The 14,734-nt window shown below is 69.2% G+C and carries 14 protein-coding genes and 2 pseudogenes; 7 read left to right on the forward strand and 9 right to left on the reverse strand.

What is annotated here, in order from left to right; genetic code table 11:
• Positions 1 to 50: 50 nt before the first annotated feature.
• Complete coding sequence (locus VGX25_RS03485) at positions 51 to 644, reverse strand: class I SAM-dependent methyltransferase (RefSeq protein ID WP_326916104.1); 594 nt, start codon at positions 642 to 644, stop codon at positions 51 to 53.
• A 59-nt stretch (positions 645 to 703) separates the two neighbouring features.
• On the opposite strand from VGX25_RS03485, the gene VGX25_RS03490 reads away from it, so the two are divergent.
• Positions 704 to 1,180, forward strand: a complete 477-nt coding sequence (locus VGX25_RS03490) for a MarR family transcriptional regulator (RefSeq protein ID WP_326916105.1) — start codon at positions 704 to 706, stop codon at positions 1,178 to 1,180.
• Positions 1,181 to 1,199: 19 nt separating this feature from the next.
• On the opposite strand, the gene VGX25_RS03495 is transcribed toward VGX25_RS03490, so the two are convergent.
• The 3 genes and pseudogenes from VGX25_RS03495 to VGX25_RS03505 form a co-directional block, all read right to left on the reverse strand.
• Positions 1,200 to 1,883, reverse strand: coding sequence for a response regulator (locus VGX25_RS03495; protein WP_326916106.1), 684 nt, complete (start codon positions 1,881 to 1,883; stop codon positions 1,200 to 1,202).
• Complete coding sequence (locus VGX25_RS03500; RefSeq protein WP_326916107.1) at positions 1,880 to 4,426, reverse strand: sensor histidine kinase KdpD; 2,547 nt, start codon at positions 4,424 to 4,426, stop codon at positions 1,880 to 1,882. The genes VGX25_RS03495 and VGX25_RS03500 overlap by 4 nt, the downstream gene beginning before the upstream one ends.
• Before the next feature lie 46 nt (positions 4,427 to 4,472).
• Positions 4,473 to 4,736 (reverse strand): annotated as a pseudogene (locus tag VGX25_RS03505) (potassium-transporting ATPase subunit C); the annotation flags it as partial.
• A gap of 639 nt (positions 4,737 to 5,375) precedes the next feature.
• Between VGX25_RS03505 and VGX25_RS03510 the strand changes: the two are divergent.
• From VGX25_RS03510 to VGX25_RS03520, 3 genes are all read left to right on the forward strand, one after another.
• Entirely contained in the window at positions 5,376 to 6,545 is a 1,170-nt protein-coding gene (locus tag VGX25_RS03510; RefSeq protein WP_326916108.1) for an HNH endonuclease signature motif containing protein, read from the forward strand.
• A 583-nt stretch (positions 6,546 to 7,128) separates the two neighbouring features.
• Positions 7,129 to 7,545, forward strand: a complete 417-nt coding sequence (locus VGX25_RS03515; RefSeq protein ID WP_326916109.1) for a hypothetical protein — start codon at positions 7,129 to 7,131, stop codon at positions 7,543 to 7,545.
• Positions 7,542 to 7,733 (forward strand): helix-turn-helix transcriptional regulator, encoded by a 192-nt coding sequence (locus tag VGX25_RS03520; protein WP_326916110.1) that lies wholly within the window; start codon positions 7,542 to 7,544, stop codon positions 7,731 to 7,733. Before VGX25_RS03515 ends, VGX25_RS03520 begins: the two co-directional genes overlap by 4 nt.
• A gap of 6 nt (positions 7,734 to 7,739) precedes the next feature.
• Here the strand turns inward: VGX25_RS03520 and VGX25_RS03525 are convergent.
• Positions 7,740 to 8,794 (reverse strand): annotated as a pseudogene (locus VGX25_RS03525) (IS630 family transposase).
• Positions 8,795 to 9,227: 433 nt separating this feature from the next.
• Entirely contained in the window at positions 9,228 to 9,365 is a 138-nt protein-coding gene (locus VGX25_RS03530) for a hypothetical protein (protein ID WP_326916111.1), read from the reverse strand.
• Between the two features lie 59 nt (positions 9,366 to 9,424).
• On the opposite strand from VGX25_RS03530, the gene VGX25_RS03535 reads away from it, so the two are divergent.
• From VGX25_RS03535 to VGX25_RS03545, 3 genes are all read left to right on the forward strand, one after another.
• On the forward strand, positions 9,425 to 9,727 hold the full coding sequence (locus VGX25_RS03535; protein ID WP_326916139.1) for a hypothetical protein: 303 nt from the start codon (positions 9,425 to 9,427) through the stop codon (positions 9,725 to 9,727).
• Between the two features lie 125 nt (positions 9,728 to 9,852).
• Positions 9,853 to 10,242, forward strand: coding sequence for a hypothetical protein (locus VGX25_RS03540; RefSeq protein WP_326916112.1), 390 nt, complete (start codon positions 9,853 to 9,855; stop codon positions 10,240 to 10,242).
• Positions 10,226 to 12,355 carry a hypothetical protein gene (locus VGX25_RS03545; RefSeq protein WP_326916113.1) on the forward strand — a complete coding sequence of 710 codons (2,130 nt, stop codon included), beginning with the start codon at positions 10,226 to 10,228 and terminating at the stop codon, positions 12,353 to 12,355. The genes VGX25_RS03540 and VGX25_RS03545 overlap by 17 nt, the downstream gene beginning before the upstream one ends.
• Here the strand turns inward: VGX25_RS03545 and VGX25_RS03550 are convergent, their stop codons facing one another.
• From VGX25_RS03550 to VGX25_RS03560, 3 genes are all read right to left on the reverse strand, one after another.
• Positions 12,356 to 13,420, reverse strand: coding sequence for a glycoside hydrolase family 43 protein (locus tag VGX25_RS03550; RefSeq protein ID WP_326916114.1), 1,065 nt, complete (start codon positions 13,418 to 13,420; stop codon positions 12,356 to 12,358).
• 108 nt (positions 13,421 to 13,528) lie between these two features.
• Complete coding sequence (locus VGX25_RS03555; protein ID WP_326916115.1) at positions 13,529 to 14,140, reverse strand: FKBP-type peptidyl-prolyl cis-trans isomerase; 612 nt, start codon at positions 14,138 to 14,140, stop codon at positions 13,529 to 13,531.
• 6 nt (positions 14,141 to 14,146) lie between these two features.
• Positions 14,147 to 14,695 (reverse strand): RNA polymerase sigma factor, encoded by a 549-nt coding sequence (locus tag VGX25_RS03560; protein WP_326916116.1) that lies wholly within the window; start codon positions 14,693 to 14,695, stop codon positions 14,147 to 14,149.
• Positions 14,696 to 14,734: the final 39 nt, after the last annotated feature.

Here is a 14,734-nt window from a genome sequence, read left to right on the forward strand (position 1 = left end):
CCGAATAGCGGCAGCCGAACCGATTCATCACTCCGGCTGCCTGTCCGACGTCAGCCCGTCGGCCGGATCGTCAACCGGGCGATCAGCCCGAGCGACAGCGGCCCCGTCCGGACGACCTCCTTCCCAACGTCGCACCGCGGCGACACGGCGCGGGCGGCGGCTTCGGCCCTGCGCAGCGCGAACCGGATGTCGTAGATCCAGATCTGCCCGGTGGGCTTGACCACGCGCCGCAGCTCCCGGATCCCGCCCCCGACGTCGGCCCAGTGGTGCTGGCTCAGCGTCGACACGATCAGGTCGAACGTGCCGTCCGGATAGCTCAGGTCGGCGACGTCGGACACGGTGAAGCCGACCCGGTCCCGCACGCCGGCGTCGACCGCCAGCCGCCGGGCATGCTCGATCATCTCCCCGGACAGGTCGATGCCCTCGACGCGCAACCCCGGCCGGGCGGCGGCGATCGCCAGCGGCACCCGCCCCGGCCCGGTCCCGGCGTCGAGCACCCGGGCGCCGTCGGCCAACCCGGCGGCGGCCACGTCGGCGACCACCCGCGCGTGCAGGCGGCGAGCCCGCCGGGCGAGCCGGTCATAGGCGGCCGGGTGGCGGAAGGCGCCCGCCTTGTGCGCCCGCGCATGGTGCAGAGACGGCATGTCGCAACCCCTTCGTAGTTGTACGATACAACTCTGGCGACCGATGATAGGACGGATAGTTGTACGACACAACTGTGGACTCCGGGACCTTCCCGGACGACTGGCTGCGCCGGCTCCTCCGCGCGCTGGTCCGCGCCGGCGGCCTGCTCGAATCCCACGAGCACGGCGGCGTGCGCCTGTCCCTTTCGGAGCTGTTCGCCCTCGCCGAGCTGGCCGACGCGGGCCCACTGTCCCAACAGGAGCTTGCCGACCGCCTCGGCCTCGAGAAGAGCACGGTCAGCCGCCTTGCCGCCGCCCTGGAACGGCGCGAATGGCTGTCCCGCGAGCGCGACGCGACCAACCGCCGCTACTACCGCCTGCGCCTCACCCCACGCGGCCGGGGCATCGCAAGGCGCATCGCCCAGCACTTCCACACCTACCACGCCGAGCTGTTCGAGACCATGACCCCCGCCGAGCAGGACGGCCTCAAGCTCGGCCTTGCCGGCCTCATCCGCGCCCTCGAGACAACCAGGCATTCGATTCGACCCCGGCACTGACTCCGGCCGCACACCGCGATCAGAGCTCGAAGCGGTACCCCATGCCGGCCTCGGTGATCAGATAGCGGGGCCGGGACGGATCGGGCTCGAGCTTGCGCCGCAGCTGTCCCAAGTAGACACGCAGGTAGTGGGTCTGCGTGTCGTAGCCCGGCCCCCACACCTCGCGCAGCAGCTGCTTCTGCGGCACGAGCTTGCCGCGGTTGCGGACCAGGGTCTCCAGGATGCCCCACTGCGTGGGCGTGAGGTGGACCTCGGCGCCGTCGCGGTGCACCTTCTTGGCCGCCAGATCCACGGTGAAGTGCTCGGTTTCGACGACGGCGTCGCCGTCCGCGGGCGCGAGCTCGGTCGCCCTGCGCACGGCGGCGCGCAGGCGGGCGAGGAGCTCGTCCATGCCGAAGGGTTTGGTGACGTAGTCGTCGGCGCCAGCGTCGAGGGCGGTGACCTTGTCCGCCGAGTCACCCAGGGCGGACAGCACGATGATCGGCACGCCGCTCCAGCCGCGGACGCGTTCGATCACGGTGGTGCCGTGGATGTCGGGCAGGCCGAGGTCGAGGATGATCACGTCGGGCTTGGCCTCGGCGGCGGCGCGCACGGCGGTGGCGCCGTCCACGGCGGTGATCACCCGGTAGCCGCGGGCGGTGAGGTTGATCCGCAGGGTACGCAGGATCTGGGGTTCGTCGTCAACGATCAGCACCGTGTTCATACCGCGCTCTTCTCGGCGGGCAGGGAGATCACGATGGTCAGACCGCCGCCGGGGGTGTGCTCGGCGCGGATGGCGCCACCCATGGCGTCGACGAAGCCCTTGGCCACCGAAAGGCCGAGGCCCACGCCCGGGGTGGCGTCCCGGTCGCCGAGCCGTTGGAACGGGGTGAACACGGTGTCGATCGCCTTCTTGGACAGTCCCCGGCCGTGGTCGACCACGCGCAGCTCCACCCGGTCGCCGTAGGCGCTGGCCCGGATCGCGATCACCGGCTCGTCCGGGGCGATCCGGCCGTCACCGTCCACATCGACCGGACGGGGCGGGGCGAGCACGCCGTGCCGCAGCGCGTTGTCCACCACGTTGGCCACGACGCGCTCCAGCAGGCCGGGGTCGGCCACGACGTGCGGCAGGTGCTCGTCGACGTCGACGGAGATCCGCACCTTACCGTCCACTCCGGACAGAGCGTGCGCAACGACCTCGTCGTATCCGACCGGTCGCAGCACGGGCTGCACGGCGCCTGCGGCGATTCGGGACGAGTCGAGCAGGTTGTTCACCAGGCTGGTGAGCCGGTCGGTGGATTCCTCGATGGTGGCAAGCAACTCGGATCGATCCTCAGCAGACAGTCGAAGATCGGGTGCGCGCAGGCTGCCGACCGCGGCCTTGATCGAGGTGAGCGGGGTGCGCAGGTCGTGCCCGACGGCCGAGAGCAGGGCGGTGCGCAGCTGGGTGGCCTCGGCGCGCCTGGTGGCCTCGGCGGCCCGCAGGGCGGTCCGCTGCTGGCGCAACGTGAGCAGCGCCTGCCCGGCGGCCGCCTCGAGCACGACGCGATCGGCGGCGGGCAGGATCCGGCCGCGCAGCGCCAGGTGCACGTCGTCGGTGACCGGAACGTCCACATCGGCCTCGTCGGGCATGCGGCAGCCGGGCGCGCCAACGCAGGTCACCTGATGCCAGTCCCCGTCCCGGCGTTCCAGCAGCGCCACCGAGGACATGCCGAAGTTCTCCCGCACCTGGGTCAGCAACCGGTCAAGCGGCCGCGGATGGGTGAGCACGGTGCGCGCGTAGGAGGCGAGCAGGGCGGCCTCGGTTCGGGCCCGCGCGGCCAGCTCGCCGCGGCGGGCCGAGCTGTCCACGACGAGGGCGACCAGCACGGCGACGATCGCCATGACGACCAGGGTGATCACGTTCTCGCTGTGTGCCACCTGCAGCGAGTAGTAGGGCTCGGTGAAGAAGAAGTTGAGCAGTCCCGCGGAAATTGCCGCCGCGAGGAGCGCCGGGCCGAGGCCGCCGATGACCGCGATCAGTACTACAACCAGGAAGTAGCCCACCACGTCGGTGGACATGCTCACGTGGTCGCGCAGCAGCACGCCGATCACGGTCATCAGCGCCGGGGCCGCGGCGGCAAGGGCCCAGCCGACCAGTTGCCGCGCCCGGATGAGCGGGCTGCGGCCGAACCGCAGGCGCCGACCCCGACCGGCCTCATCATGGGTGACCATGTGCACGTCGATCGGCCCGGACGCCCGCACAACGGCCGATCCGATGCCCTCGTCGACCAGCCGGGCCCAGCGGGACCTGCGGGAGGTGCCGAGGACCAGCTGGGTGGCGTTGGCGCCACGGGCGAAGTCGAGCAGGGCGGTCGGCACGTCGTCGCCGACCACCGTGTGGAAGGTGGCCCCGACGTCGTCGGCGAGCGTGCGGAGCCGGGCGATGCCCTGCGGCCCGACGCCGGCCAACCCGTCGCCGCGCAGGACGTGCAGCACCATCAGCTCGGCGCCGGCGCGGGCGGCGACCCGCCGCGCCCTGCGGATCAGGGTCTCGCTCTCCGGCCCGCCGGTGATCGCGACCACGACCCGCTCGCGGGCCTCCCAGGTGTCGGTGATCTGCTTCTCGGTGCGGTACCGCTGCAGGGCCACGTCGACCTGGTCGGCCACCCACAGCAGGGCCAGCTCGCGCAGCGCGGTCAGGTTTCCCGGCCGGAAGTAGTTGGCAAGGGCGGCGTCGACGCGGTGCGCCGGGTAGACGTTGCCGTGGGCGAGCCGGCGGCGCAGGGCCTCCGGGGTGATGTCGACCAACTCGATCTGCTCGGCCCGGCGCACGATCTCGTCGGGCACGGTCTCGTGCTGATGTGCCCCGGTGATCCGCTCGACGACGTCGTTGAGGCTCTCCAGGTGCTGGACGTTCACCGTGGACAGCACGTCGATGCCGGCGTCGAGCAGCTCCTCGATGTCCTGCCACCGCTTGGCGTTGCGGGAGCCGGACACGTTGGTGTGGGCCAGCTCGTCGACGATCGCGACCTCGGGTTTGCGCGCGAGCACGGCGTCGACGTCCATCTCGGTGAACTCGTGCCCGCGGTACTCGAGGCGCCGGCGCGGGAGGATCTCCAGGCCGTCGAGCAGGGCGGCGGTCTTGGCCCGGCCGTGGGTCTCGACGAAGCCGACGACCACGTCGGTGCCGCGCTCGAGCCGGCGGTGCGCCTCGCCGAGCATCGCGTACGTCTTGCCGACGCCGGGCGCGGCGCCGAGGTAGATCCGCAACTCTCCCCTGCTCACGCCACTCAGTGTGCCCCTTGCCGTGCGGCTGCGCGGCGAGGTTGAGCGTGAGCACGTTCACCCCCGGCTCACCGACAAAGCCGAAGCCGCGACCGGTGGTGTTGGCCGCGACGAGCTCGCGCATCCGCTGCTCGGTCCGGCCGTTCTCCCGCGCCCCAGCGATCAACAACACGCCGCACCCAGATCGGCCATCTGTAGGTCCCCTTCCAGTCCCAGGACCCACCCTCCTGACAGTCCCACATCCGAACCCTGCACCCGCAGCCCGACCCCACGCCCGCCCCTCACGAGACCTTGACGCCACCGCCCGCACTCTTACGCAACGTTGACGGCATCAGAACGCCGCGCTCCCCGAGCTTGAGTTTCAACCCGTTCGGCGGGGTCGTAGGGTGTTCGACTTGGATGCTTTGTGGTTGCGGGGTTTCTGGGTGTCTGGGCTGGCACAATGTGCACGTCGTGGCGCGGGGCTGGTCGTTGGTTGGAGTGTCCTGCGCGGCGTCCCGGACCCGGCCGAGTGGGTTTCGGCGCGCCGGCTGCTGAGCCGATTGTGGTGCGGGCGCGCCGAAAGCCGCGGGGGAGCGGTCCGGCGATGCTCCCCCACCAGGGACAACTCCGGCAGCGATCGGACCGCGCCCTCAGCGCACAACACCGCGTCGCACAGCTCGAACAACGCATCCGCCCGCCGAGACAGGCACTGGTAGAACCCTTGACGGAAGCGGGTGAGCTGGTCCCCCATGCGCCGGCAGCACCGGTACCGTGCACACTGATCACCGAAGCCCTTGGTGTGATCGTCCACTGTCGCAAGAGGAATGTCGACCAAGGGCTTCACTCATGATCACCAGAGTCGGCTGTCGGCCCCGAAGGTGAACTCACGCTAAAAGATCTTCCCCAATTTTGTTGATCAAGCCGTTGACGGCCCGGAATTGTCGGTGGGGTCGGCTAGCGTGTCGGTGTGCTCGTCATCCAGGACCACCAGCCCGCGACCGAGCCTCGGGATCTCCTCGGGGATGCGGCGTTGGCCGGTGTCCTGATTGGTCACTACCAGGCGGTGCAGTTGCGCCAGTTGGCCGCCTACGCCGCTGCCACCGAGGGTGATGAGTTCGCCTACCTGGAGGTGGCCACCCAGCTGCACCTCTCCGACCGCGCCGCCCGACGCCGGCTGAAGTTCGCGAGGGCTCTGGTTGACCGGCTGCCGCAAACCCTGGTGGCGTTGGATCAGGGGTGGATCGAGGAGTACAAGGCCCAGCTGATCGCCGACGCGGTGGCCGAGTTGTCCGACGACCACGCCCTGGCCGTCGAAGCCCAGGTGCTGGACAAAGCCGGCCAGCAAACCCCCACCCAGCTACGCAACACCCTGGCCAAGGCAGTGTTGGCGGTGGACCCGGAGGGCGCCGAGGAACGCCGCACGGAACGGGTCCGCGGGCGGCGGGTCGATGCCTACCCCACCGAACCGGGGATGGCGGCGCTGACCATCCACCACACGGCAGAGCACATCGCCACCGCCCACGCGGTCATCGCCGACCGAGCCCGAGCATTGAAGGCGCTGGGCAACGAACCCCGCACACTGCAGCACATCGAGGCCGACATCGCCCTAGATTTGTTGTTCGGCAATGACACGAGCAACCGGGCGGTGGAGGTTCACCTGACGATGCCCGCCCCCGGCACCGCCGCGGCACACCCGGCGGAGGTCGACGGGCTGCCCGTGACCGCCCAGGCGGCCCGGGAGTTGGCGGCCGAGGCCACGTCGTGGCGGTGGCTGCGCACCGACCCCCACACCGGCGCCATGGTCGATCTCACCGCGCCGAGCTACACACCACCGGAATCGTTGAAGACTTTTGTGCAAGTGCGCGACCGCACCTGCCGCTACCCCGGCTGCACCCGCCGCGCCCGCCAGTGCGACGTCGACCACCGCATCCCCTGGCCAACCGGCGCCACCTGTGACCAGAACTGCCAGTGCCTGTGCCGGCGGCACCACCGCGCCAAACACGAGGGTGGGTGGCGGGTGCGTAAGTTTGGCCGGGACCGGCTGGAGTGGACCAGCCCCTTGGGGTTGACGCACGTGGTGGAGCCCGAGCCGGTCACCGCGCCGAGCGAGTGGGACCCGGATCCTCCACCGTTCTAATTTTCTTTTCTTCACAAGAAATTTTGGAAAAGGTCTTTTCAAGGTGAGCGCGCCTGTGGGCAGGGCGGGCCCCGCGAGTGTGGACGGGGCACCTGTCCACAGGCGTGCGACCCCACCTCGCCACCAGCCCCACCCAAGGCGCACCCACACCTGCCAGGTCATTGCCTAGTGACCGGCTCAACTAGTGTCGCGCGTCATTAATTCATTGACACTGATCACGGGCGCCGTCTTCGGCGGCTACGGACTTCAACATGTAGCGGAAGCCGTCACCCGCGGACATCACCCCGCATCGAAACCGTCACAGCGCTGCCCGATCCGTCCGGGCATCCAAGCCAGCGAGGTAGGTCGCCAGGCTCCCGGCGAGGGGTGGGGCGGACCGGTCGCTCGCGGGCAATACGCGTGACCGACCCAACGAGGTCCAGATGGTGCTGCGGGGGAAGCGCTGTGAGGCGGACCTGGCGGCAGTCCCATGCGGCCTTGCCCCTGGCCGGCCATCCACTGTCAAGTGAACTTGACATCTCAGCGCAGCCAGGTCAGTATCGTGTCAAGTGTATTTGACATCTCGCAATGGAAAGGACGGCTCATGCAAGCACAAGACCAGACCGGGGACAGCCATCAGGACTCGACCGCGGGACCCGCTCGACTTGCCCTCTGGACGCTCGCCTGGGTAGCAACCTTTGCCTTGGCCACCTTCGGCCCCAACTTCCTGTGGGATTCGCAGCCGGTGGCGAGCTGGGCCGCCGTTGCCGCCAACCTTGCCGTTGGCATCGGATGGATCGTCGCGCACGCCCGCTTTCTCCGAGGAATCGATGAGTTGCAGCGAAAGATCATGCAGGATGCGCTGGCGGTCACCCTCGGAGTGGGGTATGTCGTCGGATTCGCCTATGTCGCCGCTGACCAAGCCGACCTAATCGCCTTCGACGACGCCGGAATCTCCTCCGCGCTACTGGCAGTCGTCTACGTGACCGCCATCGCCGTTGGAAACCTCCGGTACCGATGAAGAACCGCCTCAAGGACCTTCGGACTGAACGCAACTGGACCCAGGCAGACCTGGCCCAACGTATCAGCGTGTCAAGACAGACGGTCAACGCAATCGAGAAAGGGAAGTTCGACCCAAGCCTCCCAGTCGCCTTCCGCCTTGCCAGGCTGTTCAACCTGAAGATCGAAGAGATCTTTATCGACGATTAATGAAGGCTAGCGTCGCGCGTCTGAATCTCGTTTACGGGTGGCGTGCGGGAGGATCTCGTCGGCGGTCTTGGTCCAGGTGAAGGGGTGGCGTCGGTCGTTCCAACCGTTGATGAGGTGCGGATTGCGCCGACGAGTTGCTTGACGGAGTCGAAGGATCCGCGTCGGATTGTTTGGCGGGTGATGATCCCGAAGACCTCGACGAGGTTCAGCCAAGAGCCGCTGGTGGGCGTGAAGTGCAAGGTCACGCGGCGGTTCTTGGCCAGCCAGCGGTTGATGTCGTCGTGCTTGTGGGTGTGGTAGTTGTCCAGCACGACGTGGAGCTCGCGACGCGGGTAGGCCTTGGCGACCTTCTTGAGGAAGTCGAGGAACTCAGCCTTGCCGTGCCGGTCGTAGCACTGGTCGGTCACCTTGCCGGTGGCGACCTCGAGAGCGGCGAACAGCGTGGTGGTGCCGTTGCGCTTGTAGTCGTGGGTCGCCTTCTCTGGCAGCCCGGGCCGCAGCGGCAGGATCGGTGCGGTGCGGTTCAGCGCTTGGATCTGGGACTTCTCGTCCACGCACACCACGATCGCGTTCTGCGGTGGGTAGAGATAGAGCCCGACAACATCACGGACCTTGGCCTCCAGCTCGGGGTCGGTGGAGAACTTGAACGTCTCTCGTCGCCACGGCTTGACCTGGTACTTGCGCCACGCCCGCGCCACGGTGGCGTCCCCGATGCCCAGGTGCTTGCCCAGCAGCCGCGAGGACCAGTGCGTCACTCCCAGTTTCTCCGGCGGAGGCTCCAGCGTGGCCGCGATGATCGCGGCGTCATCGATCTTCTTGGGGCGGCCAGTCCGCGCCCCGTCCTCCAAGCCGGCCAGCCCATCCGCGGCGAACCGGTCGCGCCACTTGATCACCGTCGGACGCGACACTCCGACCTGCCGTGCCGCAGCCGAGGTGCCAGCACCATCGGCGACGGCCAACACGATCCGAGCCCGTTCAGCACGGCCAGCCGATTGCGTGCACGACCTCGTCCACGACGCCAACGCAACCCGATCCGCATCGCTCAGTTCCAGTGCAGAGATGGCATACCCATCGTCCCACAATGTCAATGAATTAATGACGCGCGACACTAGCCGAGGGAAACCGACTCCGGTGCACGGCTGTGGACAGGGCTGCCCCGCAATCGGTACACGGGGCGCCTGTCCACAGTCGTGCCGCGGAACGCCGTGCCCAGCAAGCACAACGGGACCACCCCGGCGTTCCGACGCAGCCGGGAAACGGCCGAAAGCAAGAAACCACCACCCAACAACGAATCCCAGCCCGACGGCCGCTTGTGCACCCTCCGAAACCACCCCTACCGTGACCGAATGACGTGGACGAGACGCACGGTTCTGCGGGCCGAAGCCGGTGGAGGCGCGGCGGCTTTACTGCTGGGGACGGGAATCCGGCCTGCGTCGGCAGCCGACGAGTATGACACGCTCCGGCACGGTGAGCGGGATTCCTGGTGGGGACGGGCTATGACCCGTCCACCGAGCCGTGTGCGACCAAGCTGACCCAGACCGGATCGACCGCCGACCAGTATCGCTCGACGATGGCGCCGGGCGCCGGCGGGCTGTGGCCGGACCTGCCGCTCGGCAGCGTCTCGGGGCGCATGACCGCCAGTTTTACCCGCTACGCACGATGGCCGCCGCCTACGCGATGCCGGCACCGGGCTGACCGGCGACGCCGGGCTGGCCTCGGCCGTGGCGACGGGATTGGATCATCTGACGGCCAACGCCTACAAGGCTGCCGACGCAGCGTACGACAACTGGTGGGACGGGGAGATCGGCTCCCCGCAGGCGCTGCTCGACGTGGTCGCGCTGGTCCCGCTCGACGTGACCGCACACGTGCAGGCCCAGCACGCCGGCGACTGCATCGCCACGATTGCGCTCGCCCAGCCCACGACCGGACTCGCCGTGTCCCTCGACAGCCGCACCAACGCCGGCAACCGCCCGATCCTGCAGGTGATCAGCTAGAGGATCGCGATGAGGATCAGGATCACGAGAACGACAACGGTGATCGTCAGGATGAGGATCCTGCCCGGAGCCCTACGCTCGCTGGTTTGCGGCACACTGGCATTGCGCAATTCGAATGGAGAAGCGTGGCCGCTTCAACCGTTGAACACTCGGCCGATGCCAGCGGGTACGGTCTGCGCATGTGGCAGTACGCCTTGTGGGGGCTCGCGGGCGCCGCGATGAACCGGGCGCTGGTTCTCCTGGAAGCTTCTCAGCACGCCAAGGGGTGGCCGTGGCGAGAACCGTACGGCCCTGGAGCGGGACCGTACTGGATTGCGACCCTGCTGCACTTCATCATTGCCACCGTGGTGACCGCCGCCGCGGCGCAGGCGGGTTACATCCCGAACGCTCTTGTCGCGGTGGGCATCGGGGCCGCGGCGCCGATTGCGGTGAAGAAGGTGGCGGGTTACACGCTCGGGCTGCTTCCCGGCGCGCAGGATGAGGCCAAGGGAGGCGACGATGCGCGACGGACGTAAGCCACCCGGGCTCCTCGTGGCCCTCGCCGACGCGGCGCCCAACTTCCGCCTTCCGGCGCACTCCCCGGACGGCGCCTTCGCCCGCAGGCTTCTCGTCGCCCTCGCCGACGCCGCCCCGGCCTTCCGCCAGGCCGACCCCGACGATGCCCCGGCCAAGCGCCCCGCCACCGGCAGGGAGGGCGGGCTATTCGAACCCCACTCCGTCAGGGGCCTCCGGTACGTCCTGGTTGCCCTCATCTGCTGGCTGGTCCTGTCGACCGCCGGAGACGCGCTCGGTTCCCAGCCCGGGGGGTTCAGCCGGGCTGCGGCCCTGTTCGGGCTGCTGATCCTGGTCGTGCTGGCACCCGTGACCACGCTGGCCCTCCTGGTGCGGAGCTGGCGATACCGCTCCTCCGCCACGACCCCGCCGCCGATAGCGCTGGGACCGTCCCCCTGGCGCCGGCCCACCGCCCTGCACGGCAGGGATCCCGAAGTCGAACGGGGCCTGGAACTGGTGCGCGACACCGGGATGCTCGTCGTCGCCGGCCCGCGCGGGGTAGGCACCTCGACCGTCGCCGGCGCCGTCATCGCCAGGCTCATCGACTCCGGACGCGTGGAGCCCAACAGGATCATCCGGTACGACCTGCACGGCCGGTCAAACCCGCGTCCGGCCGGGTGGGCCAGCGGGCGGTACGACATCGTCCTGCTCGACAACGCCGCGGCACCCGAGGACGTCGAGCCGGTGATCCGGATGAAGCCACCCGCCGGACCGCGGTGGTTGATCATCGCCGGCGAGTCGACGCTCGGCACGCTCGTTCCACACAGCACTGTGCGGATCTGGCCGGCCGAGCCGAGTGTCGACGATGTCCGGGCCGGGCTGTCCGCCGATGCGTTGTGGTTGCTGCACGTGCTCGCCGAGCTGCCGGTCACCGCGCGCACGAGGGACGCGATCTCGGCAGTCCTGACCGCACGCGGGAAAGTGTCCGGTGATCCGTTGGAGGAGCTGCGCATCCGCAACCTGGTGGAGGAATCCGACGGCCGCTACCGGCTGCCTGTGGAGGTCCGGCGCACGCTTGGCGCCACGACCACCGAGGAGGATCGCGGGGCACGCGCGCGGGAGGCGGTGCCGGCTCTGGTGCGTCATTACGCGCAACAGGTCACCCGCTGGGCGGCCCGGCTCACCTCCGACGCGATCGCCACGGACTGGTTCGGTGACGCCGAGCCAAGCCTGCGGCCGTTGTTCGACACCGACGGCTACCGCGACGAGCGCCTGCTGGAACTGGTGATCGACGACCTGGCGAGCATCGCGCGTGCGCTCGAGGTGTGGTACGTGCGGGAGCAGCTGTCCGAGGGCCTTCTCGCGGTCAACGACGCCGTGCGCGAGCTGGCCGAGCGGGCCGGCCGACTTGATCTGGCCGGCTCGGCGGCGATCCGGATGGCGATCGCACACCGGATGGCCGGCCGGCGTGCCCAGGCGGGCCGGATGCTCGACGTCGCGGCGGAGTACGCGAGCCGGGTCAGCGGTCCGGCGGCCGCCGAGCTGGCCGTGCGGCAGCAGGTCGAACGGGCCTGGCTGGCCATGCTCGGTTCGGACGAGATGGCAGTGCTGCGAGCCAAGGGCCAGCTAGAGCGCATTGTGGTGACGCGGAAACCCGAGGACCGCACCGATGTCACCGCCGCGCTGATCGCCCTCGGTGCGCTGTGCATGCGGCGGGACCTGCCGGACGAGGCGCTCGACTACCTGCGGCTGGCGGAGCGAATGGCCGACGACCGGGGCGACCTCGGTAGCAAGGCCCAGGCGGTCGAGCTGCAGGGGGTGGTCCTCGCCTATCAGCTGGGCCTGCCGCTCGGGGCTGTGCCCTTGTGGCAATGGGCAATCACGTTGTTCGTCCACATCGGAGACGCGCACGGCGAGGCACGGTGCCTGCGGTACCTGGGATCGGCGGCGCTGGACGATCCCCGGGTGGCCGGCCTGTTGCGCGACGGGCACCCGACCGAACTCGACGCGCGCGAGGCGGCGGAGGTCGCGCAACCGTTGCTGGCGCGGGCGAAGGCGCTGATGCAACGCGCCGGGTTGCCGGACACCCGGCGCGTCGACGACCTGCTTCGCGAGGCGAGCAGCCGGCTCGGGTAGCTACTCGGCCGGTTCGCCCGAGGGTGCGGGGAGGGGGGTGCCGAGGGCGACCGGTCGGCCGAAGTTGGGGGTGCCGTCGGCATTCCAGGTGATCTTCTGGGCGCGGGTGCTGCGGTTCAGGTCGCAGCCGCCGGGCGTGCTGGTGGCGTGGTAGACGATCCAGTCCTCTGTGCCGTCGGGTGACTTGAAGAACCCGTTGTGGCCGGGGCCGAAGACGCGGGCGGCGTCGTTGCGCGTGAAGATCGGCTGGGGCGACTTCACCCAGGACGAGGAGTTGAGCGGGTCGCCGCCGTTGTAGGTGAGCAGGCCGAGCTTGTAGTCCGGCGTCGAGCAGTGGCTGGCGGAGAACGCGATGAACGTCCGGCCGTTGCGCTGGATGACCTCCGGGCCCTCGTTGACCGCGCCGCCGACCCGTTCCCAGCTGAACGTAGGGTTGGACAGGATCCGGCGGGTGCCGCTGGCCGTCCACGGGTTCGACAGCGGGCGGATGAACGCCGGCTGCGAGCCGTTGAAGAACGTGCCGAGCAGGTAGAGCCGGCCGTTGAGCCGAAGGATGCTCCCGTCGAGCTCCCAGGTGTTGTTCTGCACCGGGTCGAGCATGTCTGCCTTGAACGTGTACGGCCCCATCGGGTCGAGGCCGGCGCTTTCCGCGACGTGAATGCGCTGGGAGTTCAGGTCGAACGGCTCCCGCCCGGCCGTGTAGTACATGTACCAGCGCCGCCCGTTGGGCCCGTCGAGCAGGTGGAACTCCGGCGCCCACATGGTTCCCGCGGCGTTGGGCCGGGTGAGCCGGAAGACGACCGTCTCGGGAGCGGTGGCGATCCCGGCCAGCGTCCGCGACCTGCGCATCGTGATGGTGTTGTTCCACGTGGTCGTGGCCAGGTAGTAGAACCCGTTGAAGTACTGCATCCACGGGTCCGGTCCGCGCTGGACCAGCGGGTTGGTGAACGTGCCCGCCGCGCTGGCCACGGTCGCCGAGTTCACCGAGACGAGGCCGGCGGCCAGCATCACCACCACCGACATGACCACCATGGACAACCACGATCGACGGGAACGCCGTGCCATGAGCACTCACCCCTATGACAGCCAGGAGAACAGCAGGGACACCCGGGGCCTGCCCGAGCGTACCTCCCTGTTCGATTAGCCGCATAGCATCCGAAATTTCGAACAGCTTCAGCCGGATGGGAACACCGCGTAGACCTCCTTGAGGTCGATGACATACACCAGCGTCTCGTTCGGCTTGATCCAAACGGGGTCGCCACGGGTCAGCGGCATGAGCTCCGCCTGAGGGCCGTACCCCTTGTCCGGTGGCACGATCACGAGCCGGCGAGCGCCTTGTCGGGCGCCGATCAGTCCCTCTTCCCACCCGTCGGGGAACGGGGAGTCCTCGAGCTTCTGTATCCCGATTCCCCCATCATCGCCGCCGGATTGCCGGTCCAGCACGTTGATTTCCTTGCCGTCGGACCAAGTGAACAGCAGGTAGATGAGGCTGAGGCCGGAGGTGCTCGTGACCTCGCGGCCGGTCCCTGGAATCACATCCTTGACCTGCAACGTAGTCGGCGGCGCACACTGTTCTGGCACGGTGACTCGCGGCTTGTCGGTCCGGGAGCCCTCGACCACGACGTCTTCGACGGTGCACGCCGGGGCCTTGGGCGGTGCGGGAGATAATGTCCTGCTGCCGGTCAGGGGGACCGCATTGCCGGGCAGGTCTTCGGGTTCGGCGGCGCAGGCAGTGGCCAGCAGCGTGCAGCACAACAGGACGGTGGCGGCCGCGCGGGAGGACATCGCCGATCACCCGGGCTGGGCGGCGAGGGTCGCGCGCAGGTGCCGCCGGGCGTGGTGGATCTGCGATTTCACCGTGCCGATAGGCAGGTTCAGCCGGTCGGCGATCTCGGCGTACTCGAGCTGCCCGATTTCCCGCAGGACGACCGGCGCCAGCAGGTCGGGCCGGTCGCGCTCGAGGCGTTCCAGCGCTTCCAGCAGGTCAATCCGCGTTCCGGCGATCACGCTGGTGGTCCGGCCGTCCGCGACCGGCGGCAACTCGCCGGTGGGTTGCTCGCTCGCGCGCCGTTTGAGCGTGCGGTAGGTCTGCCGGGCGCCGTTGGACGCGACGGCGCCAACCCAGGTGCGAAAGCGGGACCGCCCTTCGAACCTGGTGATGTTCGTGGCGATGGCGAGCAGAGCATCCTGGCAGGCGTCCTCGGCGTCGTGCGGATGCGGCAGCACCCTGCCACACAGCCGCAACACGGACGGCCGGATGGTCGCCAGCAACGCCTCGAGCGCCGCCCGGTCACCACGCCTGGCGCGCTCGACCAAACGGTCCTCGTCATCGGAGTCCACGGTCCGGTCCTTCCACGGTGATGGGCTTTGAAATGATAC

It is taken from the genome of Actinophytocola sp. (assembly GCF_035942955.1).
Lineage (GTDB): Bacteria > Actinomycetota > Actinomycetes > Mycobacteriales > Pseudonocardiaceae > DASYTH01.